At 41.2% G+C, this 17397-nt stretch carries 15 protein-coding genes; 8 read left to right on the top strand and 7 right to left on the bottom strand.

Annotated features, from left to right (window positions below; translation table 11 throughout):
• Window positions 1-13 precede the first annotated feature (13 nt).
• Window positions 14-442, bottom strand: a complete 429-nt coding sequence (locus AS141_RS07945; protein WP_057937104.1) for a hypothetical protein — start codon at window positions 440-442, stop codon at window positions 14-16.
• A gap of 93 nt (window positions 443-535) precedes the next feature.
• Complete coding sequence (locus AS141_RS07940) at window positions 536-1867, bottom strand: NAD(P)/FAD-dependent oxidoreductase (protein ID WP_057937103.1); 1332 nt, start codon at window positions 1865-1867, stop codon at window positions 536-538.
• Between the two features lie 145 nt (window positions 1868-2012).
• Between AS141_RS07940 and AS141_RS07935 the strand changes: the two genes are divergently transcribed.
• On the top strand, window positions 2013-2720 hold the full coding sequence (locus tag AS141_RS07935) for a YebC/PmpR family DNA-binding transcriptional regulator (RefSeq protein WP_057937102.1): 708 nt from the start codon (window positions 2013-2015) through the stop codon (window positions 2718-2720).
• A 25-nt stretch (window positions 2721-2745) separates the two neighbouring features.
• Window positions 2746-3312, top strand: a complete 567-nt coding sequence (gene yjjX, locus AS141_RS07930; RefSeq protein ID WP_057937101.1) for an inosine/xanthosine triphosphatase — start codon at window positions 2746-2748, stop codon at window positions 3310-3312.
• A gap of 193 nt (window positions 3313-3505) precedes the next feature.
• Here yjjX and AS141_RS07925 read toward each other — a convergent pair whose 3' ends face one another.
• Window positions 3506-4492 (bottom strand): hypothetical protein, encoded by a 987-nt coding sequence (locus AS141_RS07925; protein WP_057937243.1) that lies wholly within the window; start codon window positions 4490-4492, stop codon window positions 3506-3508.
• 69 nt (window positions 4493-4561) lie between these two features.
• Here AS141_RS07925 and AS141_RS07920 point away from each other — a divergent pair, with 69 nt between their 5' ends.
• Complete coding sequence (locus AS141_RS07920; protein WP_057937100.1) at window positions 4562-5491, top strand: M28 family peptidase; 930 nt, start codon at window positions 4562-4564, stop codon at window positions 5489-5491.
• A gap of 119 nt (window positions 5492-5610) precedes the next feature.
• Window positions 5611-7338 (top strand): chloride channel protein, encoded by a 1728-nt coding sequence (locus AS141_RS07915; protein WP_232424847.1) that lies wholly within the window; start codon window positions 5611-5613, stop codon window positions 7336-7338.
• 426 nt (window positions 7339-7764) lie between these two features.
• On the opposite strand, the gene mtgA is transcribed toward AS141_RS07915, so the two are convergent.
• Window positions 7765-8460 (bottom strand): monofunctional biosynthetic peptidoglycan transglycosylase, encoded by a 696-nt coding sequence (mtgA, locus tag AS141_RS07910; protein WP_057937098.1) that lies wholly within the window; start codon window positions 8458-8460, stop codon window positions 7765-7767.
• Window positions 8461-9007: 547 nt separating this feature from the next.
• On the opposite strand from mtgA, the gene AS141_RS07905 reads away from it, so the two are divergent.
• From AS141_RS07905 to AS141_RS07895, 3 genes are all read left to right on the top strand, one after another.
• Window positions 9008-12517: a DEAD/DEAH box helicase gene (locus AS141_RS07905; protein WP_057937097.1), complete on the top strand. Its 3510-nt coding sequence runs from the start codon at window positions 9008-9010 to the stop codon at window positions 12515-12517.
• A 278-nt stretch (window positions 12518-12795) separates the two neighbouring features.
• Window positions 12796-13260 (top strand): MaoC family dehydratase, encoded by a 465-nt coding sequence (locus AS141_RS07900; RefSeq protein WP_057937096.1) that lies wholly within the window; start codon window positions 12796-12798, stop codon window positions 13258-13260.
• Window positions 13261-13349: 89 nt separating this feature from the next.
• Window positions 13350-13715 carry a hypothetical protein gene (locus tag AS141_RS07895; RefSeq protein WP_157243411.1) on the top strand — a complete coding sequence of 122 codons (366 nt, stop codon included), beginning with the start codon at window positions 13350-13352 and terminating at the stop codon, window positions 13713-13715.
• Here the strand turns inward: AS141_RS07895 and AS141_RS25945 are convergent.
• Window positions 13674-13934, bottom strand: coding sequence for a type II toxin-antitoxin system RelE/ParE family toxin (locus AS141_RS25945; protein WP_232424846.1), 261 nt, complete (start codon window positions 13932-13934; stop codon window positions 13674-13676). The two genes, AS141_RS07895 and AS141_RS25945, sit on opposite strands and share 42 nt — an antisense overlap.
• Window positions 13935-13963: 29 nt before the next feature.
• Complete coding sequence (locus tag AS141_RS07890) at window positions 13964-14212, bottom strand: type II toxin-antitoxin system ParD family antitoxin (RefSeq protein ID WP_057937094.1); 249 nt, start codon at window positions 14210-14212, stop codon at window positions 13964-13966.
• A gap of 333 nt (window positions 14213-14545) precedes the next feature.
• On the opposite strand from AS141_RS07890, the gene AS141_RS07885 reads away from it, so the two are divergent.
• Window positions 14546-14767, top strand: a complete 222-nt coding sequence (locus AS141_RS07885; RefSeq protein ID WP_057937093.1) for an IS200/IS605 family accessory protein TnpB-related protein — start codon at window positions 14546-14548, stop codon at window positions 14765-14767.
• Between the two features lie 44 nt (window positions 14768-14811).
• Here the strand turns inward: AS141_RS07885 and AS141_RS07880 are convergent, their stop codons facing one another.
• Window positions 14812-17244: an outer membrane beta-barrel family protein gene (locus AS141_RS07880; RefSeq protein WP_057937242.1), complete on the bottom strand. Its 2433-nt coding sequence runs from the start codon at window positions 17242-17244 to the stop codon at window positions 14812-14814.
• Window positions 17245-17397: the final 153 nt, after the last annotated feature.

The raw sequence follows: 17397 nt of genomic DNA, 5'->3' as shown, positions 1-17397 counted from the left end.
ATTATAATAGGGATTAATTATCCCCTTTTCTCCCTTTTCTGGGGTCATTTTCAATTTGAGCATTTGGTCTTCCTCTGCGGCGATCATTCATTTTCTCAGCTTTGATTTCAGTCCACTTCGCTCGTTGTTCCTCAGTCAATACAGCCTGTATTTTGGCGTCTTGCTCCCTCAACTGAACCCTTTTAGCTTCCATCTCTGCCTTACGGGCTTCCATCATAGCTTTTCTCTCCGCCATTTCTGCTTCATTCTTTTTGGCATATTCCAAATTGATAGCTAGAACCTGTTCCTTCTGGGCATCTGTGAGGTTGAGTTCCTCAGCAATCCGTTCGGTGTTTCTTTTAGCTCTATCCTCCGCACTTGGTCTTTCTCCGTCTCTTTTCTGTGCCATTGTGCTTAGGCTGATCATTACCATCAACCCTGTCGCGAAAATCCATTTCTTCATGTGTCCGTTGTTTAGTTACATGGATTAGACTGGACTTGCTTTAATCGGTTTAATCTGATCCAGAAGAGATTCTGTTAACAACAGTTAAAGCGCTCATCTTTCTTCGGTCAATTCCTTCTGTTCACTTGGACGTACCACCTTTGGCTTTATCAGTAACCTGAGACTTGGGTCAAAGCTCAGATAGTTCCAAGACCAATCCAGAAATATAAATACTTTATTTTTTACTCCGAGAATAGCCATCAAGTGCACAAATAACCAGGTAAACCAAGCCAATATCCCCTGGAACTTAATAAAAGGAAGGTCAACGACCGCAAGTTTTCTACCTACTGTTGCCATTGATCCGAGATCTTTATATTGAAAAGCCTTTCTTTCCTTTCCTTCTTCAATCTTGTGGAGGTTATGGGCCAGACATACCGCCTGCTGTATGGCTACCTGCGCGACTTGAGGGTGTCCCTTCGGATAAGCATCCTGAGTCATTAAGCTAATGTCCCCTAAGGCATAAACATCCGGACACCCTTTTACTTCTGAGAAATCATCTACAAAAATTCTTCCATTCGGCGCATACCTATCTTCTTCCAATCCTCCGATCCTGTTCGGTTTAATTCCTGCAGCCCAAAGCAATGTCTGAGTCTGGATCGCTTCTTTATCAGCAAGTATTACTTCATTGCCATTATAATCCTTCACCATGGTGTTCAACATTACCTCTACGCCAAGATTTTGAAGGTATTTTAAAGCACATTGTTTGGATTCTTTTGACATTGGTCCAAGTAATTCCGGGCCTGCTTCTATGAGTACAATTTTCATGTTGTGAAAATTCAACTCAGGATAATCCTTCGGTAATACCGTATTTCTCAGATCAGCCATCGCGCCGGCCAGCTCTACCCCTGTGGGTCCTCCCCCCACAATGACCACATTCATAAGAGATTTACGGTCTTCTGCTTTCTCGATATTGATAGCCCGTTCGTAATTAGAAATTATCTTGTTCCGGATATAAAGTGCCTCCGAAACAGTTTTCATCGGGGATGCTGATTCCTCTATGCTTTTTGATCCAAAATAGTTCGTGTCAGCACCCATTGCCATCACCAGATAGGTGTAGTCAATGAAACCCATATCTGTATAGAGCCGTTTGATTTCAGGATCAAAGTGATCCACCTGGGCCATGCGGAAAGTCACATTTCTAGAACCGTGAAAAACTTTGCGGAGTGGAAATGAAATCGCACTCGGCTCTAATCCTGCAGTTGCCACCTGATAAAAAAGCGGCTGAAACTGATGATAATTGTGCTTGTCCAATAAAATGACCTGAAACTGCTTATTCATCAACTTCATGGCTAATTTTAACCCGCCAAAGCCCGCCCCTACGATCACTACTTTTGGTAAATCCGATTTAGGAATATTCGGGAGGGGGTGTAATAGAAAATCCGACATTTTAAACGTGTTTTTAGTGCTTACAGTTTATGGGCTATTTTGGACTGATTCCTGGGCTGAAATTACCAAATCTTTGTCTGAAGGTCTTCATTTTTCAGCCTAAACGAAAAGAATTGCTAATTTTACCACCCTAATATTACTAACCATGGGAAGAGCATTTGAATTCAGAAAAGAGAGAAAATTCAAGCGTTGGGACAAAATGTCCAAAGTTTTTACGCGCCTAGGCAAGGAAATCGTGATGGCAGTGAAATCGGGAGGTCCCGATCCCGCTTCAAATCCAAGACTTCGTACCATTATCCAGAATGCCAAAGGTGCTCAAATGCCAAAGGACAGGATAGAGGCGGCAATCAAGAGAGCCTCCAATAAGGACGAAAAAGATTACGAAGAAGTAGTCTATGAAGGTTATGGTCCTTTTGGAATTGCGGTCATTGTGGAAACCTCCACGGACAATATCAATCGAACGGTTGCGAATGTGAGAAGCTATTTCTCTAAGGCCGGGGGCTCTTTGGGAACTTCTGGTTCAGTTGTCTTTATGTTTGACAGAAAAGCTGTGTTTCGTTTTGCGAAGGGTGACTTTGACTTAGAAGAACTGGAGTTTGAGTTGATTGATTTCGGGTTGGTTGATATCGATGAAAATGAAGGAGAAATTTTCGTTTACACCGAATTTGAAGATTTTGGGACCATGCAAAAAGTACTGGAAGAAAAAAATATAGAAGTGATCAGCGCAGATTTCCAGCGCTTCCCATCTACGCTTACTGAGCTCGATGAAGAGCAGGAAGAGATCATCAATAAGATGATCGAAAAGATGGAAGAAGATGACGATGTAAACCAAATTTTCACCAATATGGCCTAGGCATCCGCCTAGGTTTTTTTATTCTATGAATTTCCCCAAAAGAGAGAATTTTCAGGCTTCAGAAAAACCTTTAGTAATTGTAGGAAGTAAAAATCCTGTAAAAATAGCCTGTACCGAATCGGCATTTACAGAAGCATTTGCCACAGGATTCATCGTAAATGGAATCAATGCCGCCTCACAGGTATCTGACCAGCCAAAAGGCGATGAAGAGACTTATCTGGGCGCTAGAAACCGTGTGCTCAATTCTAAAAAAACTTTCCCGGAGGCAGATTATTGGGTAGGAATAGAAGGTGGCATAGGAGAAGACGGGCGAGGTATGTATGCTTTCGCCTGGATTTATATAGAAAATAAATCCGGACTTCACGGCAAAGCGAAGACAGGGACCTTCTACCTTCCTAAAGCTATCGCTGAGCTAATACGCTCGGGAATGGAACTGGGCATAGCCAATGATCAATTTTTTGCTCAGGAAAATTCTAAACAAAATGGCGGGGCCGTAGGAATACTCACTCGCGGGACAATTACAAGGCAAACTTATTATAATCAGGCAATTGTGCTAGCGTTAATTCCGTTTCTAAATAACGAGCTCTTCTAAAGAAAAATAATTTTTTTGTGTAAGTCCCTTTTAATTGGAAAATAATTGACTATTATTGAATAATTGAAATTTAAAACTTTGATTTATCCAAAAGGCGCGGAATATTACAAACTCCTTTTAGAAATCAACCGTAGTAAAAGTTGCTTATATCACCCCTAGCATTAAGTAGCTGTAGACCTCTCGTCCGAGAGGTCTACTTTTTTAAATTCTTCAAAAAACTATCTAACGCAACTCTCCAGTCCGGATCAGCATCCCATTCAGGGCCAATATAGAGTTCTTCCCGTACCAGGAGTTTAATGTAATATTTGACCACTATACGCGAAGACGACTCATCAGTTTTAGGCTCGAGTCCCATGCTTTTCATTAAATCTGCCTCCCTACCCTCCACTTTCACCAATAGAAATTGTACTCTATCGCGAATCAATTCCTCTACAGATTTTGGCTCTGTCAGCCATTCTATCTGATACGGATATTCCTGCTTGAGTACCTGCTCGATTCCAGCTTTCTGAGCGGCCTGTTCGGCCATAATAATTTCAGACGATTTACCATACCTATCGTATCTGAAATAACTTAACAAACCAGTCGCAGCAGATGATCCTTCAATGGGAATTCCCAATTTAAAAACATTCAGATTAAGTGGGTTTTTTGCCAAAAATTTCTGGCTTGAGGAAGACTCAGTGGAACCAATGGTAAGAAACGCTGGCACGTCCAACACAAGAAGATTTTTGGAAGGCTGATTCTCACCTATTGATTTAAATTGGTTGGTAACCTCTTCTATGTCAGCCCCACTGATACCAAATAAAGCGATGGAAGGAATGATCTGCCCATCTTCAGAAAACGGTGCAACATGAATACTCATCTGGTTTTTCTGACGGGTGACCAGGACAATATTTTTCACAAGCCGCTGTTGGAATATTTTGGCATAATCTGCCTGAACGGCTTCCGAGAGAGCGATCTTCTCCAGCTCAAAATAGGCCACAGGATCAGCTCCTGCCTTTACCAAAGAATTATGCACACTATCAGCCACTTCTTTCCAGGTCATCTTGGGTCTGGCACTGGGGTCAGTAGAGATAAAAACCACTGATTTACCATCAAAAAATGATTGGGGCAAACTCCCCTGGGCCGAAACCAACTGGAGATTTATCAAAAGAATAAAAGCAAGCAGGGTATTATATTTCATGAATTCAGAGGTGTGATCCACTAAGCTTATTAATTTTACCAATATACATAACGCAAAATACTTTCCCTGATGCAACCCACAATCAAAAACACGCTAAGTTGCTTATTCTTTCTGGTATTTTTCCAAGTAAATGGACAAAGTATTGCTGGCAAAAGCCTTATAGAAAATATTGAGTTTTTATCCGCAGACGCGCTTAAAGGTCGAAAAACAGGCAGTGCAGGCAATTCCAAGGCACGTGATTTTATTTTGGACCAGTTCACAAATATCGGACTTGAAACCCACTATACCGATTTTCAGCAAGAATTCAGTTTTGAAAATAAAAGAGATAAAAAGAACTATGAAAACGCGGTGAACATCGTTGGATTTGTTGCAGGCAGTTCTTCGAAAAAATTAATCGTAATCACAGCACACTACGATCATGTAGGCGCTGGCAAGCCAAATGCTGAAGGTGATTCCATCTACAACGGTGCAGATGATAATGCTTCGGGAACCGCTGCGTTGATAGAACTGGCAAAGTATTTCAACAAAAACAGACCAGCACATTCTATGATTTTTGCTGCTCTAGACGGTGAGGAGATGGGATTACAGGGTGCAAAAGCATTGGTAAACGATTTCCCGTTTCCTTTGGAGCAAATCGTCTTAAATATCAATATGGATATGATTTCAAGAAACGAAAAAGGTGAATTGTACGCCTCTGGAACCTATTACAATCCAAGTTTAAAAACAATCCTCAAAAGCGCGGCTGCGGGCTCCACACCGAAATTGATGTTTGGACACGATGAGCCAAACACAGGCGCAGACAACTGGACACAATCCTCGGATCATGGTCCATTCTTCAACGCCAATGTTCCGCACATTTATTTTGGAGTAGAAGATCATCCCGATTACCATAAACCGAGTGATTCATTCGAAAATATTGACCAGCAATTTTATATCAATGCGGTCAATCTTATCTTGAAATGTACCTTAGCACTGGACGCGGAATTGCCTAAAGAGTAAACCCCTTCTTTTCATTCATTCATATCTTACTTACCTTAGACTATAAAGCACGCTACTAACGCGAAATTTTGGCTAAAACAGACTTCATCACCAGGCTCTTGATATGGAGGCTCAGACACATGAGCAACCAAACCTTTATTCTCATTCTCAGTGGGATAATAGGAATTCTTTCGGGCCTTGCAGCAGTGATTCTAAAACAAGGGGTGCATGCCATCCAGCATTTTCTTACTGAGGGGTTTTATAAAGAGTATGCAAATTTTCTTTACATCATTTATCCGCTCATAGGTATTTCGGCGGCGTATCTTATAGGTAAATTTATTTTTAAAGATGCGGGAGGGCATGGGATCCCGGATATTTTATTTACTATTTCCAAAAAGCAAAGTATTATTGCCAGAGTAAAAACGTACAGCCGTGTTTTTACCTCAGCGATAACAGTCGGTTTTGGAGGGTCTGTAGGACTTGAAGCCCCTATGTTGGTAACAGGTTCTGCTATTGGTTCAAATGTGGGCTCTCTGGTGCATCTGAATGCAAAAAAACGCACATTATTGATTGGATGCGGTGCTGCAGCAGCGATTTCCTCCATTTTCGGTGCCCCTATTGGAGGCGTGATTTTCGCTATTGAAGTTATTTTAATGGAAATCAGCACAGCCAGTTTTATTCCATTACTAATTGCCACTGTAACCGGTTCGCTCACCTCTATGGTTCTTATTGGGAAAGACTCCGTGTTCAATTTCAAATTGACAGAAAGTTTCCAAGCTTCCCATATGCCTTATTACCTACTTTTGGGAATTGCATGTGGCTTAGTTTCCCTGTATTTCAGCCAGGCTGTAAGAAAAACTGAATCTCTCATGGAGGGGCTAGAAAGCCAAGCATTACGGATCCTATATGGAGGGGCTATATTAGGAATCATGGTATTCTTCCTACCTCCCATTTATGGGGAAGGATATGATACGCTCAACACGCTGATAGAGGGTAACTCCAGCCAATTACTTGAAAAAAGTCCGTTTTTCTCCCTTATAGAAAATCCCTATTTGATCATTATTTTTCTTGCATTTATTATTATGGTAAAGCCCATTGCCTCAGCAGTAACCCTCGGAGCTGGTGGCAGTGGCGGTATATTCGCCCCTTCACTCTACGTAGGGGGTATATTGGGTTTTCTCTTTGCTTACTCCAGCAATCTTTTTGATTTTACGATTCCTCTCCCACTCGCTCATTTCACTCTGGTGGCTATGTGCGGGGTGATGGCGGGTGCCCAGCATGCGCCGCTCTCAGCGATATTCTTGATAGCAGAAATTACCGGAGGCTACGAACTGTTCATTCCTTTGATGTTCGTCTCTGCAATCTCGTACGTCACAAAGACAGCCTATCAGAAGGACAGTATCTACATGATACAGTTGAAGGAAAAAGGGAGACATCTGCCAGAATCGAAAGATCAAGAACTGCTGGAACTCATAACGATTACCAATGTAATCGAACGGGATTTGTTACCAATTCATCCTGATGCTAAATTAAAAGACTTGATCAGCTTGGTTAAAATCTCCAAGAGAAATATTTTCCCGGTAGTAGATAAAAATGGCGCTTTGCGAGGCATAGTGACTCTGGATGACATCAGAGACATTATGTTTGATCGGGAAAAGCAGGAAATAATTTTGATACGGGAGCTTATGCATAGCCCTCCCGAAATCCTATTGGCTACTGAGAATATGCAAAAAGCGATGGAAAAATTTGAACTTTCCGGAGCTTGGAATCTTCCTGTAATTGAAGAAGGCAAGTATTTAGGCTTTGTTTCAAAGTCCAGAATCTTTAATGCATATCGGAAACGCCTGATCCGGCAAAAGCAAGATTAATCAATCTAAGAATAATCTTTGGGTTTGAATTTATCCACTATTCTGAATAGCAGTTTTTTGAGTTAGGCTTCTTTATCCACAAAATTACCTTTAAAAATAGCTATGTAACTCACTGATACACTTATGTTTAGAATAAAGGTATTTATAAGTGTGGATAAATTATCGAAAATGTGGATAAAAAACACTTGCATTTTTTAAACCTCAACAAGAGCCTCTAAACAAAGATTTTGAATCTTACCTCCTGCCCAGAAGGAAAATAAAAAGTGTATTTCCAAATGTCCAATTTCGCCCTATTCTAAAAGAAAATTTTGTTGGTCTTTTTACTGGTTTCAACCTAGTGGGTATTGGGCTCCAAAAAGCATCATTAAACTGATTCATTTAAATCCAACTCAGGAAAATCCAATTTTAACAGCGACAATACAACTCTTAAATCCCCATGCCGATTGGTGCCAGATTGTTCATTTGTCTGAGAATCCATTGTTGGCGACCAATAATATAGGAAGTGGGATTAGCAGGTGACCACCTTCTTGGATTGGGAAGTACTGCAGCTATCCTTGCGGCCTGATTGCGGTTAAGTTTGGACGCAGGTTTATTAAAATACGCCTGAGACGCTGCTTCAATCCCGTAGATACCCTCTCCCATTTCTATTACATTCAGATAAACCTCCATGATTCGCTCCTTGGACCAGATTAACTCTACCAAAACCGTGAAATAAGCCTCCAGTCCTTTTCTAAGGTAACTTCTTGATGGCCATAAAAAGACGTTCTTTACTGTCTGCTGAGTAATCGTACTAGCTCCTTTTATTCTTTTACCCTTTTTATTGTTCTCCCAGGCTTTTTCCATCGCTTCGAAATCAAATCCTTTATGCTCTAGGAATCTCTGATCTTCGGAGGCGTATACAGCCTGGGGGGCATGCTTCGAAATTTCGCTAATCGGAACCCAATCTCTGCTGTATCGAACTTCTTTCTCAGGATCAAATGTCTGTTCAAAAAAACGAATCACCATCAATGGAGTGAGGGGAACGGGCACAAAGCGATAGATTACCGTCATTCCTATAGACAGAATAAAAAACCAGATGGTAGCTTTCCAAACTATACGCCAAAGTCTTTTTAATAGCTTCATAGGAACTTAAACTGTTGCACTTACCTGTACAAATTGACAGAAAAAAACATCATTCCCGTCATAGCTAATAGTTTCTAAATCCTTTTCCATAGTAAAAACATCGTAACCGATAATTATTGTACAATGTAATCAAGATTTTCAAAGATATTCTCTGAATGCTTGACCAGGGTATCCAAAAGCTCAGCGCTTATTTCCGTCCAAGTCGCTCTCGTTTCATCAGTTACAGAACTTACAGAAAAGCTGATTTGAGCACTTCATACACGTGGCTGGCTTATCATACAAGCCTACAGATAATGTCATCGACGTTTCCCTCGCACCTATAACTACCGAAGAAATCCTCGGAAAGTTCTTTATCCGTCCGTAGGGGACACCCTTATCTGACACACAGCAAGCTGATCACACAATTTTTACAAAATTGCCCTAAGTTCATATATCAAGTACCTGAGTAGTTATACGAACCCAACGAAAGTGTAAACAAGACTTTTACTTACCCCTCACTTTTCCATACATTTAAACTTTTAAAAGACACAAACTCCATACGTAGCCCATGGCTCAAAATACATACGGAAAAACTTGGTGGGGAAGTCAATGGCTCAACTCCCTTAACGACATAGATTACGACAATCGCTTGCCCCGGGGCAAATCCTACGCCAACAAGGGAATGGTAGTTTCCATAAAAATCAAGGACAACCAGATTAAGGCCAAAGTGGCCGGTAGCCGGCGCACCCCGTACAAGGTGGATATTATCCTACCCCCATTTTTTGATCCAGACCTATCAGTATTTCTGCAAAAACTGGCTTCAAAACCCACCATAATTTCCAAATTGTTAAACCGTGAACTGGATGGTGAAGTATTACCCTTAGCTGAAAGTCTAGGTTTAAAGGTATTCCCCAGTAAATGGACCGATTTCAAAATGCAGTGTTCCTGCCCGGATTGGGCGGTTCCCTGTAAGCATCTGGCAGCTGTGATTTATAAACTGTCAGCAGAAATAGACAACGATCCTTTCTTGGTGTTCAAGTTACACAAGGTGGACCTTATCCAAGAATTCAATAAACAGGGTGTTTTCGTATCCGTAAAAACTACGAAAGTACCCAACCTCATTCAATTGTATTTTGGAAAAAAAGATAAATCATACCAAACTTTCAATCCCGAGGAAGCCTATCAAAAATTATCATTTTCCAAGCTTAGCCCCATACATGAGGCGCTGACTAAATTATTGAGCGACTACCCCGCTTTTTATCAGGGATCCGGAAATTTCAAGGAAAAGTACCAAAAATGCATTACCCGTACGGTAAAGAATGCCCAAAAAGTAGTCCAGGGCAAAATTTCAATGCAGAGTCTTTTCCTAAAAGCTATTGACCGGGAAAATATCGGTCACCATGCAACGCAAACCATTGGGATTGACCCTCAGTTTCAACCGAAAGTGTATGTAAACAAGAAATCATTCTCCTTTTTGGATTTCTTGAACCAACTGGCTCAGGTACCCGGCAATCGTACGGCTGATTATCAGCCCACCACTGCCGCCCTGCATACCGTGTTGCATTTTTCCGTTCATTTGTTGGCCAACGGAGCCATAATTCCCCAAATCATTCAACTTAAAGATAAAAGTTATACTATAAGGTGGCTACCGGCCATGCTGAGCAAAGAGATACGGGAGTTGGTAAACAAACTGGAAAGCATTGTCCCGCCCGGTTGTTTTGTCTGGGAAGAAGATGATTCCCAAAAGGAAATCAACAAAGACAGTACGTTCAACCTGCTAAGCCTGTTTCTAACCGAGCTGGTGGATATCCTCAACGACACTTCCTTAAATGATACCTTCCTGCAACTGTTTTTTCAGAAGTATAGTTACCCCTTTGAAAATCCGGGAGAGGAGGCTCTTAGCGGTGGAATCATGGCCTGGGTGCAAAAATTCTATATCACCCAAGGAAATTACCAGCCACAACTGGTGGTAGAAGAACTCATCAACGACCGGTTTGGGATTTCGGTCAATATTAAGGACAAGAGTACAGAGCTTCTGAGTATGCCCACCCCCCTGGCCGAAGTACTTACCGATAAAATACACGAACAATCGCGCTATGAAATTCTGCAAAGTGTTGTCCAGATCAGCGCATTCATAGCCGGCCTGGACGAATACATCAATAGTGACGGTAAAAAGACCATCGTGATGGATACCGGCAACTTCGCCCCATTTCTAATGGACATCATTCCTGCACTACAACTGCTGGATGTAGATATCCTACTGCCAAAGTCCTTGCAGGAAATATTGAAACCCAAGCCCAGTGTCAAGCTCAAAAAGACACAGAACAAATCATATATAGGACTCAAGGATATTTTCGACTTCGATTGGCAGGTAGCCCTAGGTAATGATCTGATCAATGAAGATGACTTTAAAGTTCTCATGCAGAAATCGAAAGGATTACTCAGGTACAAATCCAACTACATTTATGCTGACGAGCAGGACTTAACTAAACTGTATAAACATTTTGCAGCATCCAAGACCTTAAATTCTTTCCAGTTATTACGTACAGCACTTTCCGGTGAATACCAGGGTGCACCCATCGCCCTGACAGATGAGGTACGTGACATAATAAGAGAGTTTACGCAAATAGATAACATACCGCCACCAAAAGGACTCAATGCATTACTCCGCCCATACCAACAGCGCGGTTATTCCTGGATGTACCGCAATTCCAAAATCGGCTTCGGTAGTGTGATTGCCGACGATATGGGTTTGGGAAAAACCCTGCAGGTCATCAGCACCTTGATGAAATACAAAGAAGAACGCCTGCTGGAAAAGGAAAAAGTTCTGGTGGTTGCCCCGACGGGCCTCTTGAGCAACTGGCAAAACGAGATTGAAAAGTTTGCCCCGGGACTAAAGGTCAAAATTTACCACGGTCCAAAAAGGCGTATAGAAAAAGATGAGGACTTTGATGTACTCCTTTCCAGCTACGGCATTGTCCGCAGCGATGCCCAAAATCTGAAAAAACGCAAATGGCACTCGGTTGTCATCGATGAAGCCCAAAACATCAAAAACGTAGGAACCGAACAGGCGAAGGCTATAAAATCCTTGCCGGCCCGCAATTATATAGCTATGAGCGGTACGCCTGTAGAAAACCGTCTCAGCGAAATGTGGAGCATCATGGATTATTCAAACAGGGGCTTTTTGGGGAGCATCAAGGAGTTTAACGAAGAATTTGCCATTCCAATCGAGCAGCAGAATAATGAAGAGGCAGCCGAAAAACTTAAACAAACCGTTGCCCCGTTTATGATGAGACGGCTGAAATCAGACAAACGAATTATTTCTGATCTACCGGAAAAAATAGAAATGGACACGTATGCGACACTGGCCAAACAGCAAGCGAGCCTATATGAAGAAACCCTGAACAAAGCGATGGAAGATATTGAGGGGATCGAAGCGACCGATGCCAAAGCCATGTTTGCCCGCAGAGGGTTGGTATTGCAAATGATCCTGGCTCTGAAACAGATATGTAATCATCCCACCAACTTCCTGAAAAACAAAATATTAAAACCAGAATTAAGCGGAAAAACAGAACTATTGTTCAACAAGCTGGACACTATCCTCGAAAACGGTGAAAAAGTGCTCATTTTCACTCAGTTTACCGAGATGGGAAGGATGTTGCAATACTTCATCAAAGAAAAATATGGAGACACACCCCTTTTCTATCACGGTGGATGTAGTATGAAACAGCGCAACGAAATGGTCAATAATTTTCAGACCAACCATGCCGATAAAGTATTTATCCTTTCACTGAAAGCGGCCGGTACCGGCCTGAACCTCACAGCTGCCAACCACGTCATCCACTACGATCTTTGGTGGAACCCGGCCGTAGAGGCCCAGGCCACTGACAGGGCATACAGGATAGGTCAGAAAAACAATGTGATGGTACACCGCTTCATCACCAAAAACACCTTTGAAGAAAAGATAAACCAAATGCTGTTAGATAAAAAAGCTCTTGCCGAAATGACCGTGGCCACCGGGGAAAACTGGATTGGAAACCTAAGCAACAGGGAATTGAAGGATCTGTTTAAACTGTAATATCTTCTGGGCTCTTTCCCGATTGTAGGATTTTATGGTTTTCTATACCGTTACCTAAAACACATTGTTTCGGGACAGCTACCAGCAATACAAGTAGATAGAAATCAGGAATAAATGCTCATAAAGTTTGTGCTTTTTTCAAAACTAACTACGTCTTAAGCTATTTCTTAAGCAGATTTTTTTGAAAAACGCCGCTAATTTCCACTAGTTACTCAAGCTGCCGGGCTTGTAAATTCGAGCAAAACTTCCCTAATTTGGCCTTTTACCAATAGAAAAGCATGCCTCCAGTAATAATAGATAGCTTTGATGAGTTTGAAAAGTACAATGGTCAAAGCCTAGGTACATCCGAATATTTTCAAATTACCCAGGAACAGATTAATATTTTTGCAAAAGCCACACATGATCATCAGTGGATTCACACGGATCCTGAGCGGGCAAAGCAGGAAGGTGCTTTTGGAAATACCATCGCACATGGCTATCTCACGCTGAGTATTGTGCCGTTTCTGTGGGAGCAAATCGTAGAAGTAAGAAACCTTAAGATGATGATCAATTATGGTATCGAATCACTGAGGTTTGCAAATCCTGTGCTGGTGGACAGTGAAGTACGGCTGGCTGCAACACTCAAAAATGTAGCAAACCTCCGGGGAACAGTCAAGGCTGAAGTAGCAGTAAAGCTAGAAATCAAAGATCAAAAGAAACCTGCCTTTACGGGCGTTTTGATCTTTTTATACCACTTTCAGTAGGGATTTTTCAGTACATAGTCATAGCTGTCTTTTTTGGCTGCGGATCCCCCGGTGCAAACTCGACACTTGAAAATCCGGACCTCGTTTTAGTGACTGTCGATTCAATCCGGGTGAATTACATTGGCACGCTGAATTTAATGGATGTCAACCCTGAATTCGAAATGGTGCTGCTTTTTAATCCACAGAACATGAAATTTGTCAGCGCTGATTTTGATGGAAACATCTTGGGCCAGTTTAGCAAGGAAAGGGATGCTCCTGACGGATTCGGCTTCTATCCAATGGCCGCTGGCAAGTTCAACGCTTCGAGAAATATCCAAATCGTTTCTGCCTCTGGGATATTCGAGTATGACGTATCTGGAAATCTACTAAACAGTGCCAAAAGATGGAATCAAACCATTGTTGGGTATAGCTTTTTATTCAGACAACCTATTTTTCAAGTCCATTCGTTCGTGTAAAATTCTGATGACCTCAATTTTGTCTTCTGAAAGTGATTGGTAAAATATGATATGTTTCCCGGATTTTAGTCCGAGTAAGTTTTTACTTACTCCGAAATATTCTTTTCCAGCATCTGGGTTTTCTCCAATTCCGTTACAAGCAAGTTTTATTGTCGCATAATATTTGTCAGCTTGTTTTTCAGACCATTTTTCGAAAGTATAGTCCCAAATGTCATTCAAGTCATCAGGCTTCTTGTCGTAATATAACTTTAGCCATTTTCCCTTTTTTGAGCTTTCAATTTCTTTAGGTATTCATCAAAGTCAAAGTCCTCGACTAAAGGACTGTTCAAGCCTTCTTGAATGGCATTTCTTAATGCTATCACTTTACTTTCCTCGTTTTCTAAAAGTCGAAGTCCAGCTCTTATTACTTCGCTGACATTTTTATATCGTCCAGCAGAAACTTGACTTCTCACGAACTGGTCAAAATAATTTCCGAGTGATATTGATGTATTTTTCATAATTTCTATTTTTATTAAATTTACCAAATATTGGTAAAAACCCCGAATTTAACGATTTCGCTCAAATTACTCCCAACGAGCGTAAAGGGCAGTATTAGGAAAATAAGAGGGCTGACAGTTACTATACACAGGCTTCAACATTGACCAAACTTAAAAAGCAGGAAGATACTAGCTGGCTTAAAGAGGTTAACAGCCAAGCACCTCAATTTGCACTACGTTAGATACTGCCTATGTGAACTTTTCTAGAGGGAATGCACAATTCCCTAAATTCAAATCACGTAAACACAAAAACACTTCACAATACTCCAATTTGGAAAAATTGAAAACAGTAGATTGGACAGGTTGAATGAAGTAAGTTATGGGCTGGTTAAAGCTAATCAGGTACTAGCCATTGAAGACTTGAATGTAAAGGGTCTGGCCAAAAACAGGAAACTATCCAAGAATATAGCAGATGCAGGTTGGGCTAATTTTGTAAACCTGTTACAATACAAATGCGATTGGTATGGCCGTGAACCTGTTAAAGTGGATAGGTTCTATCTCACATCAAAAAAATAGAAAAGCCGGATCAATGATCCGGCTTTTTCAATTGATATTAACCTTTAGTCTAATCTATTACGCTCTTCTGAGCTTCCTGAGTTGCTTTTCACCTTGAAGCTTTCTCCTTTGGAGAAGGTATATTTCAGCGTAAATCGCACGCCTTGATTGCTACGATATTGCCGGAAACTTGTATCGATGGCAGCAAAGTCTATATCCGCTTTGATCACCTGTGTACGGAAAAGATCAGTGCCATTTACCGAAATCGTGAATTTATCCTTCATGATCGATTTGGTCACACCGGCATCTACCCAGCCAAACCCTTCAATTCTTCCTTGTCCCCAGATTTGTGGGCCTAGATAAATTCCCATTATCTCTGCTTTAAAACCTAACGGTAAGGTGAAATTATGCTGAGACCTTACCATAAAGGAGGTGTTGGAATTGTTCAGATAATCATCACCTATTTGGGATTTGTACTGATTATAATTCACCTGTACCATATTGGAAGTCGCCCACCATTCTTTAATATCTACCGGAATAATCGCTCTGAAGTTGGCATTTCGCGTTTTATCAAAGTTATCAGTATAGGTGGTTGTGGTTCTCTCTTCTTCATTCTGAACAAATACTTGCATAAAAGCATCTTCGGTCTCACTATAGCCGAGGGTAAATTGGTAAACACCCTTTACTACATGGTTCATCTCAAAGTTATTTGAATACTGAGGAGTCAAATTCGGGTTGCCGGTTTCTGTGGTCAGCGGATCAATGTAGTATACAAACGGATTCAGTAACCTATAATTTGGCCGGGTAATTCTGCGGTTGACATTATATACGATCTGATAGTTGTCACTTAGCTTATGCTGTAAGAATGCGCTAGGGAAAAGGTTGAAATACTTCTGGTTATTTACCTGGTTCAGTGTAACTGAATTCCCTGTGATATCAGAATGCTCCCCTCTCAAACCCACTTGATAAGACAATTTCTCTGAAAATTTACCCTTATAAGATACATAAGCCGCCAAAACATTTTCATTGTAAATAAACTGATTACTGCTTGGGTCTGGGATAAATGGTCCATCTTCCTGCGATTTGCTTAGGTCAAGGTTGTTATCAGACTTGACCCAACTTCCTTTCACACCTGTTTCTATTGTGTTTCCTTTTCCTACAGGTTTGACAAAGTCCACTTTCGCGGTAAAGATATTGTAATACATATCATTCAGGGTAAGAATCTTACTATCCATCACATCTGATATATTTTCTCCCACCCACTGCATATTTGTAAGCAAGGATTTACTGTCAGAATTCATTCTGGTGAAATCCACATCTGAGCTAATCTTCGTTCCCAATGTATCCAGCTTCGCATCATAATGAAGGTTTGCGAAGATTCTGTTCCCGGTTCCGGTAGCATCGTTTTTGGAGTCCAGATAACTTACCTCCGACATATCCGGAACAATAATATCTGTCAATGAACTGTTGTCATTCATATCATTATAATCCGATGCCTGTACATTTAGAGCGATGTTTTGATTCTCATTTATCTCATAATTCGCAGCCCCGTTGAAGAAGAGATTTTTATTTCTTGTTGTGATTCTGGACGTTTGGCTAAAGTTTGAGACACCTTCCGGCAACGTGAAATTCCTATAAATGTTCAGGTCATTATAATTTCCATAGTAGTTGTAGTTCAAATTGGCATTTGTACTCCATTTTCCTTTCTTCACATTAAGTGAAACCCCTGTATTTGGCAACCACTGCCCATTATACAATGCTCCAGCCTGAATATTCCCAAACATCCCATCTACTGTATTCTTTTTCAATTTTATATTAATCACGCCTGCAGAACCCTCAGCATCAAACCGTGCAGAAGGATTGTTGATCACCTCAATACTTTTGATGTTTTCCGCAGGCATGGCACGAAGGAAGTTGGCAAGGTCTGTAGCGCTCATATAAGTCAATCGGTCATTGATCATGACTGTAGCCCCGGTGCGACCATTGAGATTGATTATCCCGTCTTGATCCACATAGATCCCAGGAGATCTACCGATCACATCCAACGCATTTGCTCCTTCAGCCATTACTGTTCCTTCTACATTTATGGTTGTTTTGTCAGGCTCGATGATGATTTCAGGGCGTGATGATTTCACTGTCACCTCATCCAATCCTGTCATTTCATCTTCGATGGTCACAGATCCAAAATCCTTGATCAATCCTGGTTTGAGTTCAAACACCTCGGATTCAAACTGGGCAAAACCGATGGATGAAACCACTAATTTGACCTTCGCCGTCTTTGTCGATTCAATTAGAAAAGCTCCATTTTCATCTGAAACAGCACCATCCACAAGGTGGCCATCAGTTAAATCAATCAATGCTACATTTGCGTAAGGCACTGCCTGTTCGTTTTGGTCAGTAATTTTTCCTGATATCCGGCTGATATCTTTGGCAGCTAGATTACTTACTCCAAGAAGGTAAGTCAGTAATGTTAAAAAAAGCAAGTTGGTCGTTTTCATTTCAATAGTACTTTGTGTGTCGTTCTGTGCCATCTATTGAAAAACAAATGCCAAGGGTAGAAATCCTGCCCAATTAGCTCTACGGGTCACTTTATTCAAATCAACAAAAAGTAACTGTCTCGAAATCGTACAGTTTTATTTCAGCTGTGGACA

Origin of the sequence: Algoriphagus resistens (genome assembly GCF_001442615.1) — a bacterium.
GTDB classification, from domain to species: domain Bacteria; phylum Bacteroidota; class Bacteroidia; order Cytophagales; family Cyclobacteriaceae; genus Algoriphagus; species Algoriphagus resistens.
The sequence above is the reverse complement of the archived record's forward strand: the minus strand, read 5'-3'. Positions and strand labels throughout refer to the sequence as shown.